This is a genomic window from Actinomadura kijaniata NBRC 14229 (assembly GCF_001552175.1).
Taxonomy (GTDB): Bacteria; Actinomycetota; Actinomycetes; order Streptosporangiales; family Streptosporangiaceae; genus Spirillospora; species Spirillospora kijaniata.
The window spans coordinates 59,711-72,683 of the sequence record NZ_BCQR01000042.1 but is presented as its reverse complement, the minus strand read 5'-3'; the positions used below and the strand labels follow the sequence as shown (position 1 = coordinate 72,683).

Below are 12,973 nucleotides of genomic sequence, written 5' to 3'. Positions count from 1 at the left end.
GGGTCGGCGGTCCCCGGCCAACCGCCGGGGACCGCGCCGCGGCAGCCCCGCCTCCCGGGCGCGGTTCCCGCCGGACCGGCCCCCGACCAGGCCGGCGGCCGTGACGACATGCCGCCGGGAGGGGGTCCGGCGCGTTCCGGCGGTCCCTCCGGAACGGTGGGGAGCGGCGCGGCCCGGGGCGCGGCGCCGACCGCCCGGTCCGGCGTCGGCACGGTGGAGATCGTCGACGCCTTCGGGCCGAGGGCCGGGGTGGTACCGCCGCCCGAGCCGACCCTGACGCTGCGACGCTACGTCCGGGCCTACGGGCGCACGGGGATGCGGCTGCTGCGCAACGCCGAGGACGGCGACCCCGAGGCCCGCTACCGGCTGGCGGTGCTGCTGGCCTGCGACGACCGCCCCAGCGAGTCCGCGTACTGGTCGCAGCGGGCCGCCGAGGCCGGGCACGCCGAGGCCCGCGGGCTGGCGGACGACGCCGACGTCCCCTACTTCGCGCGGGGGGCCGTCGCCGCCTACCGGATCGGGCTGCGCTACGAGAGCGCCGAGATGATCCGCGCGGCCGTCCTGTTCTTCGAACGGGCCGCCGCCAACGGCCACGTCGAGGCCGCCTACCGCGCCGGGCTGCACCACGTCCAGAGCGGCGAGCTGTGGCTGGGGTACGAGCTGTTCCGCCGCGCCGCCGCCAACGGTCACCCCTGCGCGCGGCACGAGCTGGACGTCGCCGCCTTCGCCGAGGCCGACATCACCCGCCGCCCGTAGCGGTGCCCCGCCGGAAGACGGGGACGGGGCCGCCTTCCGTCCGCTGTGCGGGGCCCGGCCGCGTTCACGGTCATCACCGTCGTGCCGGGCGCATGGGAGTGCTGCGGGCCCGCCGCTGGGCGCACCGCGGGAACGGTGCCCCCGATGGCGGCCCCTCCCGCGGCTCCTCCCCTACGCCGTGCCGCTCGTCGTGCCGGTGAAGCCCCGCCCTGATCGAGGTGGGCTTCGACGGCCCGTCGATCTCCTGGCCGCAGATCCCGGCCGGCGGCGTCCCGCAGGTGGCCTGGACCGCCGCCGCCGCCGGGTTCCGGTGCACGGCGCCGCTCCGGAACCGTCAGATCCGGGATCGTCAGATCTCGACGGTCTCCATGGAGCCCAGCAGGCACTCCACCGGGTTGGGCTCGTAGCGGCGCTGCCAGCGTTCGCGCAGGTCGGCCTTGCGGTAGGCCATGCGGCGGTGGGTGCTGATCCGCGCGAAGCGGGCCAGCTGCGCCGCCGTCGGCCGCGGCGCGCCGCTCGGCTCGTACCCGTACTCGATCAGCCGGTCGCCGAACACCGCCTCGGCCAGGCCGATCTCCCACGGCTCCAGCCGGGTCGACCAGGACCCGACCCGGGCGTTGTCGACCGGGGCGCGGGTGCGGTCGTGCCACCTCTTCTGCGGCGGGACCGTCTTCTTGGCGATGCCCTGCGGCTCGGTCATCGCCGGGTCGAAGTCCTCCCCCAGGAACGCGCACAGGCTGGACAGCTCGCCCGCCGGGTCGGCGACCAGGCGTTCGTACTGGAGCTCGTAGTAGGCGTCGGGGCCGAGGCGCGCGGCGTGGCGGCGGCCGTTGTCGATCGCCTCCCGCCAGGCGGAGATCGCGTGGTAGACGTCCTGCTTGTACCAGGGCATCTCGGTCAGCGACGCCACGCAGTCCCGGCCGTCCCGGATGAGGTGCACGAACTGGGCGTCGGGGAACATCCGCAGCAGCGTCCCGACGTGCTTGGAGTAGCTGGGCCGCTTGTCGCCCCAGCGCGGCCTGTCGTGCTTGCGGGCGTAGGCGCGGAACACGATGCCAAGCGCCGAGCCGATCGTCGGCGGACCCTGCACGATCTCCTCGGTGACCTCGGCGGCGTCCAGTCCCAGATCACGGAACTTGGTGGTCTTCCGGCCGGTGATCCACTCCGCGAGTGCCCGTCTGTTCTCGGTGTCCTCCAGGTCACCGAATTCGCACCGCGACGTATAGGCGGGCAGCAGGAACCGGGTCTCGGCGGGGATCGCGATCCGCCGGTGCGAGTGCAGCATCAACTGCAGCAGCGTCGTTCCCGAACGGGGACAGCCGATGACGAAGATCGGGCGGTCGGAAGGGATGGCCATGACAGCCGATGCTGTCCGACACGCCCGGTCGCCCGCCGCTCACCGACGGTGTTCTTGCCCGCGCGTTGCCGAGCCTTGACGCGACCCGGCCGGCCCCGGGCTCAGGTGTAGTGCTCGCCGAGGGTCTGCCGGACCTGCTTGCGGGCCTCGTGGATACGCGACTTCACCGTGCCCAGCGGCAGTTGCAGGTGCTCGGCGATCTCCGAGTACTCCAGCTGGGACACGTCGCGCAGCACCAGCGCCTGGATGAGGTCCGGCTTGCGGGTCTCCAGCTCCTCCATCGCGTCCAGGATGTCCACCCGGGAACCGGCGATGACGCTGGTCCGGCGGGGGTCGGGCCGCTGCTGCGGCAGCTCCCCGGCCTGCTCGACCGAGCGCCGCTTGAGCGACCGGTAGGTGGAGCGGGCCGAGTTCGAGACCACCACGTGCAGCCACGTGGAGAACCGCGAGCGGCCCTCGAACCGGTGGATGTTCCGCGCGACCTGCATCAACGCGTCCTGACACGCCTCCTCGGCGTCCTGGCGGCAGGGCAGGTAGCGCGAGCTGTGCCGCAGCACGTCGGGCTCGATCCTGCGCAGCAGCGCTTCCAGGGCGTTCTTGTCGCCCTGGGCGGCCTTGACGGCCAAATCCTCGGTCATCGCATCGAATGCCATCGCCGCGCCTTAACAGCTCGTTCGCACACACCCCGTTTGATGGGCATGATACGGGAGTGTCCTTCCCACCGACTGTCGGCCGTTACCGAATCGATCGCGTCCTCGGATCCGGGGCGTTCGCCTCCGTGTGGCTCGGGCACGACGAGGCGCTCGACTCGCAGGTCGCCATCAAAGTCCTCTCCGGCAGCCTGATCGACGATCTGGATGTGCGCAACCGGTTTCTGGAGGAGGCGCGCATCCTGCGCCGCGCCGACTCCGAGCGGCTCGTCCGCGTGCACGACATCGGGGAGCTGCCCGACGGCCGTCCCTACTTCGTGATGTCCTACGCCGACCGGGGGACCCTGGCCGACCGGATGCGGGAGCGGCCACTTCCGGTCAGCGAGGCCCTGGTGCTGGCCGAGGAGATCGCCCACGGCGTCGAGGTCATCAACGCGCTGGGCGTGATCCACCGCGACCTCAAGCCGTCCAACGTGCTGTTCCAGTCGACCTCCGACGGCGGCGAGAAACTGCTGATCGCCGACCTGGGGCTGGCCAAGGCGCTGGCGCACGCCTCGGGCGCGTTCACGCTGCCGGTCGGCACCCCCGGGTACATGTCGCCCGAGCAGGCCCGCTTCGGCGGCGGCCTGGACGTGCGCGCCGACGTGTACGGGCTGGGCGCGCTGACCTACCACATGCTCGCCGGCAAGCCGCCGGGCCCGGCCCCGATCCGCACGCCGCCCAGCAAGCTGCGCGAGGGCCTGCCGCCCGCGCTCGACCAGGTGATCCTGCGGGCGCTGGAGGTCGAGCGGGACCGGCGCTGGCCGACCGCCGAGGCGTTCGCCGAGGCCCTGGCCACGCTGCGGCCGACGCTGTCGGGCGGCGAGCCCGCCCCGGCCGCCGGACCGCCGGAGCTGGAGGAGACCGTCCGTGACGAGGGCCGGGAGCCGCCGCGGCGCCCGATGCCGCCCCCGCCGCAGAACACGGGACGCCCGCCGCACGCGCCGCCCCGGGCGTCCGCCGGGCACCAGGTCCAGCCGGAGCCGCCGACGCGGGAGGACGCCCCCGCCGCGAACAATCCGGCCATGGACGGCGACCAAACGATTGTGGACCAGCCGCACAACGCCCAGTACCCGCACCCCGGCCCCGCCTCGCCCCGCGACCCGACGGGCCCGGCCGGGCGTCCCGTCGGCCCGTCGACCACGGGCCGCGACGCCGACGCCGAACGCACGATCTCCCTGCCCGCGCCGGACATGCGTCCTCAGGGCGGGCCGCCGCCGGCCGACGAGGGCAAGACCGCCGTCTTCCAGTCTCCTGGCCAGGGCCAATACGGCCCGCCACCGCAGGGAGGCCAGCCGTACGGCCCGCCGGGAGGCTTCCCGCCCCCGGGTGGGCAGGGAGGCCCCCCGGGCCCGCAGCAGGGACCACAGGGACCACCGCAGGGACCACAGGGACCACAGGGACCACCGCAGGGGCAGCAGGGCCCGCCGCAAGGCCGGCAGGGACCGCAGGGGCCGTCTCCCGTGCAGAACGCGATGGGCCGGCTCAAGGGCCTCGGCTCCGGCAAGGGCTCCGGAGACGGCAGGAACACCATGCTGCCGCTGATCATCGGCACGGTCCTGCTGACCGTCGCGGTGATCGGCGGGCTGCTGCTCGGCAACCTGTTCTCCGGCGGCGAGGACAAACCCGGCGGCGACGGCCCGAAGCCCCCGGCGCTGCCCGCCGACTTCACCACGGTCGCCGACCCCAGCAAGAAGATCCAGGTCGGCGTGCCCAAGGCGTGGCCGCTCGGCACCGCCGAGAACACCTGGACGCCCTCGGCGCAGGGCCTGCCCGCCGACGCCCGGCCGCGCCCGGTGCTGCGCGCCGCGCCGAGCGTCGCCGCGTTCAAGGGCAACGGCAAGGGCGCGGGCGTCTTCGTCGGCCTGACCACCGACCTGACCTCGGGCCCGCTCCCGGCGCGGTTCACCGCGCACGCGCAGTGCACCAAGGGCGCCCCGGAGAACTACACCTCTCCCGACAAGTCCCTGTCCGGGACCGTCACCCGCTACACGAGCTGCACCGTCGGCACCCCGAAGATCGCCGAGATCGGCCTGAAGGACCGCACCAACAAGTTCGGCGCCTGGATCCGGATCAAGGAAACCGACCCGAACCGCGACCTGGTCAAGCCCATCCTGGACAGCCTGAAGATCACCGCTCCCTGACCGGCGCCCCGGCCGGACCCCGGACCGCATCGGTCAGGTCCTGGTGAGGGGTTCCGGGGCGGGGGTCACCCGTCGCGGGATGCGGACGTGTTCGGGGCGGGGGCCGTAGCCGACCATCCGGGCCGTGACGCGCGGCAGGGGACCGACGCCCCGTATCCGGTTCAGCAGGCGGATGGGCAGGGGGACGGCGCCGCGCATGATCGGGGCGATCGCCGCCCGCTGGATGCCGAGCTGGAAGCCCTGGACGATCCTGGTGGGCGGGGTGCGGCGCCTCTCGACGGCGGCGAGGTCCCGTTCGGTGACGGCGCCCCGGCGGAGGGGGCCGTCCAGCAGGTTCGCCGTGGCGATGGCGTCCTGGATGGCCAGGTTGATGCCCACGCCTCCCACCGGTGACATGGCGTGGGCCGCGTCGCCGATGCACAGCAGGCCCGGACGCCACCAGCGCAGCAGGCGGTCCACCCGCACGTCCAGCACCCGCACGTCGGCCATGTCGATGGTCTCGACGCGGTCGGCCAGGAACGGCAGCAGCTCAGCCACCGACCGGCGGAAGCTCTCCACCCCGGCCGCCTCGACCTCCGCGTACCGGCCCTTCGGCACCAGGTAGGCGATCTGCCAGTAGGTGGTGCGGTTGATGACGGCCGCCATGCGGCCCCGGCTCACGCGCAGGAACGCGTCCTCGCGGTCGCCGGCGTGGCGCGGCAGCCTGAACCAGGCGACGTCCATCGGCACTCCCGACTCCTTGGAACGCAGCCCGGCCGCGCGCCGCAGCGTGGAGTGGCGTCCGTCGGCGGCGACGGTCAGGTGGGCGCGGACGCGGTGCTCGGCGCCGTCGGCGTCGCGGTAGCGCACGCCCGTCACCCGGTCGCCCTCCCGGAGCAGGCCGGTGGCCTCGGCGTTCATCAGCAACCGGAACGTCGGGTAGCGCGCGGCCTCCTCGGTGATCATGTTGAGGAAGTCCCACTGCGGCACCATCGCGACGTAGGGGTGGGGGCCGCGCAGCGTCGACAGCGCGGAGATCGTCATCTCGCCCTCGTCGGTGACCAGGCTCAGCTTCGCGAGCTTGCGGTGGTCCAGCCGCTCGAAGCGGTCGCCGAGGCCGAGCTCGTCCAGGGCGTCCAGCGTGGACGGGTGGATCGTGTCGCCGCGGAAGTCGCGCAGGAAGTCGCCGTGCTTCTCCAGCACGGTCACCTCGATCCCGGCGCGCGCCAGCAGCAGCCCCAGGACGGCGCCCGCAGGACCGCCGCCGGCGATGAGGCAGGTCGTGGTCATGGTGGCTTCGGTCATGGGTACCACCTCCTGCCCATTAATTCATCATGCGTTGATTTTCACGTCAAGAGGTCACGGGATAGATCTTTTACGGCACGCAGAGTGATCACGGGAGGGCGCGCCCACCTCACGCGGGAATGACAGTTGCATCGCGAGTGTTCACCGATATATCGTTAATGCATCGACAACCGATCGAAGGAGAGACACGATGCGTCACCACCACGGACACCGTCATCCGATGCAGCGCGAGGGACACCCGTTCTTCGAGGAGCGTGCCCGGCGCGGCGACCCGTTCGGCGGCTTCGGCCCCGGCCCCGGCCCCGGTTTCGGTCCACGCGGCCGAGGGCGGGGGCGCGGCGGACGCGGCCGGACGCGGCGCGGCAACGTGCGCGCCGCCCTGCTGGCCCTGCTCGCCGAGCGCCCCATGCACGGCTACGAGATGATCCAGCAGCTCGACGAGCGCACCGGCGGCGTCTGGCGGCCGAGCCCCGGCTCGGTCTACCCGACGCTCCAGATGCTGGAGGACGAGGGGCTGGTCACCAGCCGGGAGGAGGGCGGCAAGCGGCTGTTCGCGCTCACCGAGGAGGGGACCGCCGAGGCCGCGCGCCAGGAGACCGCCCCCTGGGAGGAGGTCGCCGAGTCCGCGGGCGAGAGCGCCGTGCGCACCCGCGACGCCATCGGCCAGCTCATGGGCGCGCTGCACCAGGTCATGCACGTCGGCAGCGAGGCCCAGCAGGCTCGCGCGCTGGAGGTCGTCAACGACGCCCGCCGCCGCCTCTACGGCATCCTCGCCGATGACCCCGAGGCCGAGTAGCGGTCACCGGACGGCACGCGCCCGCCGCCACCGCGCGGCGCCACGGCCCGTGCGCGTCCCCCGTCAACGCGCCCGGCTGCGACTCCGCAGCCGGGCGCGTTCTGTCGTCACCGGCGGACCGGCCGCGGCGGCGCTCAGGACGGGAACGGCGCCCGTCGCGCGACCTGGTCCTCCACGTACAGCTTCTTCCAGACGTAGAGGCGCAGGTCCCGGGCCTTCAGACCCTTGAGGACGGGAACGTCCACCGTCGCCCGCACCAGGTAGGCGCCGCCCGGCGGCAGGTACTTGTCGTCGCCGTCACCGGCGAGCAGCGGGCCGCCCGCCAGCGGGCGCATCACCTCGCTCCTGGTCGGCGGGGTGCACATGTCCTCGGGAACGCCGGTCTCCCACACGCAGCGGGCGCGGGACGAGGGCGGCAGCAGGGCGCGGCGGACGAACACGTCGCCGGGGAAGTCCAGCAGCACCTTGTTCTGGGTCGGGTTGCTCAGCACGTACTCGACGTAGGCGCGCCTGCCGCCCGACTGCGCCTGCGAACCCGACTGCGGGGCGGCGCCGCCGGCGGTGCCGGCGCCCACCGCCGCGATGCGGTAACGCGACCCGTCGGCCGTTCCGACCTCCAGCGGCCGTCCCGCGCGGGGCAGCTTCGCCCGGGCCGGGGACGAGGTGGCCTCGCCCCCCGCCCGGGGCGCCGGGCCGCCGCTGTCGTCGGAGCCCGGCATGAGCAGCAGGCCGCCGGTGACCAGCACCGCCGCCGTCGCGATGGCGGCGGCCGCGACGATCCCGTTGCGCCGGCCGTTGCGGGCGGACTCCTCGCGGGCCGCCCGGTTGCGGGCCCGGCGCGAGCTGATCCGCACCTGGACGCCGCTGGTCTCGCGTCCGGTCATCCCGGCGGGGCCGTCCAGGATCGTGTCGGACCGGGCCGCGCCACCCGGGGGCGGGCCGGGGATCGGGCCGCCGCCGGTCGCCTCGGACGGGTACGGCGGGGGCTGGGCGGGGCCCACGGCGGGGACCGGCGGCTCGGCGTGCGGCGCGTACGGCTGGGGACCGGTGCCTCCCGGTTCCTCCGGCCCTCGTGGCGTTCCAGGTATTCCCGTCCGGTTCTCCACCGTGCAAGCTCCCCGCTCTCGACCCCGGTCCCCTGTGGTCGCTCCAGTACCGCAATTCACCGTATTTTGGCGCAATTAGCCGTAGAGCTCACATCCGGCCCGTAGGTTTGCGCGGAACGCGCAGGTCAACGGCGTTCAGGAAAGATCATTGATCATGCTTTCCAGGAACGCCACCACGCCCTCGGGACCGTCGACGGTCACGTCCGCGCGTTCGGCCAGCACGGTCACCTCGGTGGAGGCGCTGCACACCTTCACCCCGGGCACGCCCTCCGCGCGCAGCGCCTCGATCGCGTCGTAGGCCGCCAGGTCGCCCAGGTCGTCCCCGGCGAACAGCACCGCCGACGGCGTCCGGCCGCGTTCGGCCAGGTGGGAGCGGAGCGCCTGGCCCTTGTCCATGCCGGGCGGGCGCAGCTCCAGGACGTAGCGGCCGGGCTCGACGACCAGGCCGGTGCGCTCGGCGAGGGCGGCCATGATGCCCCGCAGCCGCTGGAACGCCTTCTCCGGCTCGGCGCAGCGGCGCGTGTGCACCGCGAGGGCCTGCCCCTTGTCCTCCACGTAGGTCTCGGGCGGCGCGCCGGACGCCTCCAGGACCTCCGGCAGCTTGGCCCGGACCTCGGCGACGCCGGGCGGCGGCTCGGGCGCGGTCAGCACGCCGGACTCCCAGCGCTCCCGGCCGTACTGGCCGAGCACGACCAGACCGTCGAGGCCGTCGAACCCGCCGTACTCGACGGCGGTGGCGGCCGGCCGCCCGGTGATGATCACCAGGGAGCCGACGAGCGGGGCCAGGCGGGCCAGGGTCGCGGCCGCCCGGGGATGGGCCCGGGCCGCCGCCGGGTCGGCGACGATCGGCGCCAGGGTGCCGTCGAAGTCGAAACCGAGGACCGCCTCGGCGGGGTTGTCACGGATCGCGTCCAGGCCGCTCGCACCGGCGGCCGTCGTGGCAGGGGGTGAGATCACGGGACCAGTCTTGGTCACCTCAGGGCCGGATGCCCAGCCGACGCGCGGCACGCTGCCGCTGCCGCTGGGTCCGCATCCGGCGCAGGCGCTTGACGAGCATGGGGTCGTGTTCGAGCGCCTCGGGGCGGTCGATGAGGATGTTGAGGAGCTGGTAGTACCGCGTCGCCGACATGTCGAACAGCTCGCGGATGGCCTGCTCCTTGGCTCCGGCGTACTTCCACCACTGCCGTTCGAAGGCGAGGATCTGGCGGTCGCGCTCGGAGAGCAGATCGGCCGGGAAGGCGTGCTCCTCCTCGTCCAGACCAGTGGTCAGCGGCTCGGGTACTGGGTCATCGTTCATGCTGCCGTCCAGGTAACGGGAGCGTCGCCGGGGCCCTGTCGCCCTGGCACGGAATCCCCTCTGTGGTCACTGATCCCGGGTCATCCGGGTTCGGCCGCTGCCATGCTAGTCGGCCGCACCGACGCCGTCCGGCGGTTCGCGGGGAAGGCCGGTGCCCGTCGTCCCATGAGAACGCGCAGGCCCCAGTGCACCACATCCGTGTCGGCGGCGCCGGGGGAACCCGCCACGCGGATCCGGAACTCTCCGGGACCGCACGCGTTAAAGTATGCATAGTACATTTGTAATCGTCCGGCCATCCGGGCGGCGAGACGGCGTCCGAGAGGAACGGAGAACGCGCATGGCGACGGACAGGCCCACCGCCGGGGCTCCGGTCGACCCGGTGGACGACCCGGTGCTCAACGACATCGCCCTCGCGCTGTTCCACCTGCGCCGGGTGTGGGCGAAGCCCGACCTGATGAAGCGTATCCGGGCCCAGACCTCCGGCGGGCCGGGCGGGCGGCCGTTGCAGCTGTCGAACCTGATGGTGGTGCACGCGGTGGCCGCGCTCAGCGACTGCGCGGACGGCCCGGAGGTCACCGTCGGCGCGGTCGCCGAACGCCTGGAGATCGACCCCTCGACCGCCAGCCGCCTGGTCGGCCACGCCATCGACGCGGGCCTGGTGTCCCGCCGCCCCTCCCCCATGGACGCTCGCCGCGCCAACCTGGGCCTGACCGACGCGGGCGCGCGGGTCAAGCAGGTCGCCGAACGGTTCCGCCTCGACTACATGCGCGAGCTGATGGCGGACTGGACGCCCGGGGAGCGGACCGAGTTCGCGCGGCTGCTCGCCCGGTTCGCCGACGCGGCCGTCCGTTCCCCGATGGACCCCGACGGGGTCGACCGGATCTTCGAGGAGGCGGAGTCCGAGTAGCGCCCGGACCCCGCCCTCCCCGTCAGACGTCCTGGCGCAGCGCCGCCGAGCGGGTGAGGTACTCGTCCTCGTCGATCTCCCCGCGGGCGAACCGCTCGGCCAGGGTGGAACGCGCCTGCGCCAGCGGGTCGGCCCCCGCCGTCGCGGGCCGGGCCCAGCCCCGGCGGCGCAGCAGGTAGAACGCCCCGGCCAGCACCGCCAGCCAGAACAGCCCGAACCCGATCGGGAACACCGGCCACCAGGCGGGCGCGTCGTAGGCGCCTCCGTGGGGGCCGTCGCGCCAGGGCCCGGGGTGGGCCGCCAACGTGGTCAGCGCGGTCATCGCGGTCATCATCTCCATCGACCTCCTCCAGTGCGGACAAGTCGATGGTCGGCGGCCGGCACGGGGCCTGTAATCCCACGTCAGGCGGCTTCCGCGCTACGCCCGGCGGAGTACGCCGGTCACCACCACGGCGGCCGGTAGTCGTCCTCGTCGGCGGGCCGGGACCGGCGTCCCCGCCGCAGCGGGTCCTCGTCCAGGGGGTCCACGGTGCTGGGCCGGTCGGCCAGGCCGGGCGGCGGGGCCGGCGGGAACGCGCCGCCGGGCAACCCGTCCGTGTCCGCTCCCGGCTCCGCCAGGGCGCTGCGCCGGAACCGGTCCCACTCGTCGTCGTCGAACGTCGGGTACCCGTCGGTGGCGGTCGTGTCGGCGTCCGGGACGGGGCCCCCCGAGGGCGCGGGCGGGCCACCGCCGTCGAACGGGTCGGGGGCGCCCGTGCTCCAAGGGTCGCGGCCGGGCCGCGGGCCCTCGCCGTAGAGCGGGGAGCCGACGCCGGGAACCTCGGGAGGGTCGCCCACGCCCAGGGGGTCATGGATGTCAGGCGTCACCGAGGGGTCGTCGGCGCGTTCCCGCCCGCCGGCGGTGTACGCGGGGCCGTAGGGCGGGTCCGCGTCGTACGCGGTGCTCGCGGGGTCGCCGTATGCCCGGTCGGCCGCCGTCTCGGCCGGGTCGTACGGGACGGGGGCGGCGTCCGCGGGACCGTATGCCGCCTCTCCCGGCCGGTACGGCGGGTCCGCGTACGCGGGCCGGTGGCCGGGGGCCACGTACGGGGGGCTCTCGGCCGGCTCGTGGCGGTCGCGCTCCGGCCGGTCCCCGTTCGGCGGCCACACGGGCTTGTCGGCCGGGGTCCCGTGCGGGATGGACAGGTCGGCGCTCGTCCCCGACAGGGAGACGTCCCGGCTCTGCCACACCGGCGGCTCCGCGACGGGGCCCGAGGGGGCCACCGCGCCGGCCGGTTCGCGCGGCGGCTCGTAGGCGAAGTCGTCCTCGTCGCCCGGACGGCGGCGCTGCCGCCAGCCGAGCACCAGGCCCAGCAGGACCAGGACTCCCCCGCCGGCGAGGATCGCGAACAGGAGGGTGTCGGGCTCCTCGTCCTCCTCGGGCGCGGACATCGGGCGCGAGTCGGCCGGCGCCGGCGCCGCGCCCGACAGCGTCCGGGCCTTGCTGAGGCGGGCGGCGGCCTGCAACGCGCGCGCCGCGTCCAGCGGGCCCCGGCAGGTCTCGGAGCCGGTCGGCTGGCGGCGCGGCGGGGAGCCCTGGACGAGCGCCTGCCGGATCTGCTCGGGGGTCAGCTTCGGGTACCGCGACCGGATCAGCGCCGCCACGCCCGCGACGATCGCCGACGACGGGCTGGTGCCGGTGCCGACGACGTAGCCGGTGCCCGCGTCGGCACTGACGATGTCCACGCCGGGCGCGCAGACGGTGACGTAGGGGTGCCGGTTGCTGTCCTTCCACAGCCGCAGCCGCCGGTCGAGCGCGCCGACGGCGATGACGCCGGGGTAGGCGGCGGGGAAGTTCTTGCGGTTGGCGGCGGAGCCGTCGTTGCCCGCCGACGCGATCAGCACGACGCCCCTGGACAGCGCGTACCTGATCGCCGACTCCTCGGCCTGGCTGCCGTTGTAGAACTGGCGTCCGCCGCCGAGGGACATGTTGATGACGTGGGCGCCGTTGTCGACGGCGTACCGGATGCCCTGGGCGACGGCGTCGCGGTTGCGGCCGACCTCGCCGCCGTTGCGGCGCATCGGGTCGTCGTTCTCCCAGGTGACGCGGACCGACAGGATCTGCGCCTGGGGCGCGAGCCCGAGCACGCCCTCCTGCTGGCCGGGGCCGTGGCCGTGCCCGGCGATGATGCTGGCCATCGAGGTGCCGTGCAGGCCCCAGTACTTGCCGCCGGGACGCCGGGTGCCGCCGGTCAGGTCGGGGCCGGTGGTGACGCGCCCGGCCAGGTCGGGGTGGCGGCGGTCGACGCCGGTGTCCAGCACCGCGACGGTGACGCCCGCGCCCCGCGACCAGCGCCAGGCGCGCGTCACGTGCATGTCGTTCAGATGCCACTGGCGGGCGCGGATCTGGTCGGTGCGGGCCGCGCGCAGCGCCCCGGCCGCCGCGCCGCGCACGGTGCGTTCCGGGGCGGGCCGGGCGGTGGAACGGTCGGCGGGGCGTTCGGGGGCGAGCGCGGCGGGAACCGCGACGGAGGCGGCGAGGGTCAGTCCGGTGAGGGTCGCCGTGACCGGGACGGCGAGGCGGCGGGCGGCGGGCTCGCGGCGGCGTCGGGCGGCACGGGTCACGCCGCGCACCTCCTCCCGGCAAGTCGGCCGTGC

Annotated in this window: 12 protein-coding genes; 4 read left to right on the top strand and 8 right to left on the bottom strand. The window is 74.5% G+C overall.

Translation table 11 applies throughout. From position 1 onward, the window contains the following. On the top strand, positions 1-756 hold a 756-nt coding region (locus tag AKI01S_RS15315), incomplete at its 5' end, for an SEL1-like repeat protein (protein WP_501162089.1). A gap of 349 nt (positions 757-1,105) precedes the next feature. Here the strand turns inward: AKI01S_RS15315 and AKI01S_RS15310 are convergent. Both AKI01S_RS15310 and AKI01S_RS15305 read right to left on the bottom strand, forming a co-directional pair. Then, positions 1,106-2,113, bottom strand: coding sequence for a sulfotransferase family protein (locus AKI01S_RS15310; protein ID WP_067817010.1), 1,008 nt, complete (start codon positions 2,111-2,113; stop codon positions 1,106-1,108). 101 nt (positions 2,114-2,214) lie between these two features. Further along, on the bottom strand, positions 2,215-2,766 hold the full coding sequence (locus AKI01S_RS15305; protein WP_067817007.1) for an RNA polymerase sigma factor: 552 nt from the start codon (positions 2,764-2,766) through the stop codon (positions 2,215-2,217). A 125-nt stretch (positions 2,767-2,891) separates the two neighbouring features. Here AKI01S_RS15305 and AKI01S_RS15300 point away from each other — a divergent pair, with 125 nt between their 5' ends. Next, positions 2,892-4,946 (top strand): serine/threonine-protein kinase, encoded by a 2,055-nt coding sequence (locus AKI01S_RS15300; RefSeq protein ID WP_245681635.1) that lies wholly within the window; start codon positions 2,892-2,894, stop codon positions 4,944-4,946. 33 nt (positions 4,947-4,979) lie between these two features. On the opposite strand, the gene AKI01S_RS15295 is transcribed toward AKI01S_RS15300, so the two are convergent. Then, entirely contained in the window at positions 4,980-6,230 is a 1,251-nt protein-coding gene (locus AKI01S_RS15295; protein WP_083999613.1) for an FAD-dependent oxidoreductase, read from the bottom strand. 220 nt (positions 6,231-6,450) lie between these two features. Between AKI01S_RS15295 and AKI01S_RS15290 the strand changes: the two genes are divergently transcribed. Next, on the top strand, positions 6,451-7,026 hold the full coding sequence (locus tag AKI01S_RS15290) for a PadR family transcriptional regulator (RefSeq protein WP_067817000.1): 576 nt from the start codon (positions 6,451-6,453) through the stop codon (positions 7,024-7,026). Positions 7,027-7,160: 134 nt separating this feature from the next. On the opposite strand, the gene AKI01S_RS15285 is transcribed toward AKI01S_RS15290, so the two are convergent. The 3 genes from AKI01S_RS15285 to AKI01S_RS15275 form a co-directional block, all read right to left on the bottom strand. Beyond that, the gene (locus tag AKI01S_RS15285) at positions 7,161-8,132 is read right to left on the bottom strand and encodes a hypothetical protein (protein WP_157419857.1); all 972 of its coding nucleotides are present in this window, start codon (positions 8,130-8,132) and stop codon (positions 7,161-7,163) included. A gap of 135 nt (positions 8,133-8,267) precedes the next feature. Then, entirely contained in the window at positions 8,268-9,089 is an 822-nt protein-coding gene (gene otsB, locus AKI01S_RS15280) for a trehalose-phosphatase (RefSeq protein ID WP_157419856.1), read from the bottom strand. A 19-nt stretch (positions 9,090-9,108) separates the two neighbouring features. After that, a complete protein-coding gene (locus AKI01S_RS15275; protein WP_067816992.1) occupies positions 9,109-9,429 on the bottom strand; it encodes a DUF3263 domain-containing protein in 321 nt (106 codons plus the stop codon). Positions 9,430-9,766: 337 nt separating this feature from the next. Between AKI01S_RS15275 and AKI01S_RS15270 the strand changes: the two genes are divergently transcribed. Beyond that, entirely contained in the window at positions 9,767-10,336 is a 570-nt protein-coding gene (locus AKI01S_RS15270) for a MarR family winged helix-turn-helix transcriptional regulator (RefSeq protein WP_067816989.1), read from the top strand. Positions 10,337-10,358: 22 nt separating this feature from the next. Here AKI01S_RS15270 and AKI01S_RS15265 read toward each other — a convergent pair whose 3' ends face one another. Then, positions 10,359-10,676 (bottom strand): SHOCT domain-containing protein, encoded by a 318-nt coding sequence (locus AKI01S_RS15265; protein WP_218009689.1) that lies wholly within the window; start codon positions 10,674-10,676, stop codon positions 10,359-10,361. Positions 10,677-10,777: 101 nt separating this feature from the next. Then, a complete protein-coding gene (locus tag AKI01S_RS52805; protein ID WP_218009688.1) occupies positions 10,778-12,940 on the bottom strand; it encodes a S8 family serine peptidase in 2,163 nt (720 codons plus the stop codon). Between the last annotated feature and the right edge of the window lie 33 nt (positions 12,941-12,973).

Coding starts and splice junctions, on each gene's coding strand:
- AKI01S_RS15305 (WP_067817007.1), bottom strand. CDS start 2,766: ATGGCATTCGATGCGATGACCGAGGATTTGGCCGTCAAGGCCGCCCAG.
- AKI01S_RS15290 (WP_067817000.1), top strand. CDS start 6,451: ATGCAGCGCGAGGGACACCCGTTCTTCGAGGAGCGTGCCCGGCGCGGC.
- AKI01S_RS15295 (WP_083999613.1), bottom strand. CDS start 6,230: ATGACCGAAGCCACCATGACCACGACCTGCCTCATCGCCGGCGGCGGT.
- AKI01S_RS15265 (WP_218009689.1), bottom strand. CDS start 10,676: ATGGAGATGATGACCGCGATGACCGCGCTGACCACGTTGGCGGCCCAC.
- AKI01S_RS15275 (WP_067816992.1), bottom strand. CDS start 9,429: ATGAACGATGACCCAGTACCCGAGCCGCTGACCACTGGTCTGGACGAG.
- AKI01S_RS15310 (WP_067817010.1), bottom strand. CDS start 2,113: ATGGCCATCCCTTCCGACCGCCCGATCTTCGTCATCGGCTGTCCCCGT.
- AKI01S_RS15270 (WP_067816989.1), top strand. CDS start 9,767: ATGGCGACGGACAGGCCCACCGCCGGGGCTCCGGTCGACCCGGTGGAC.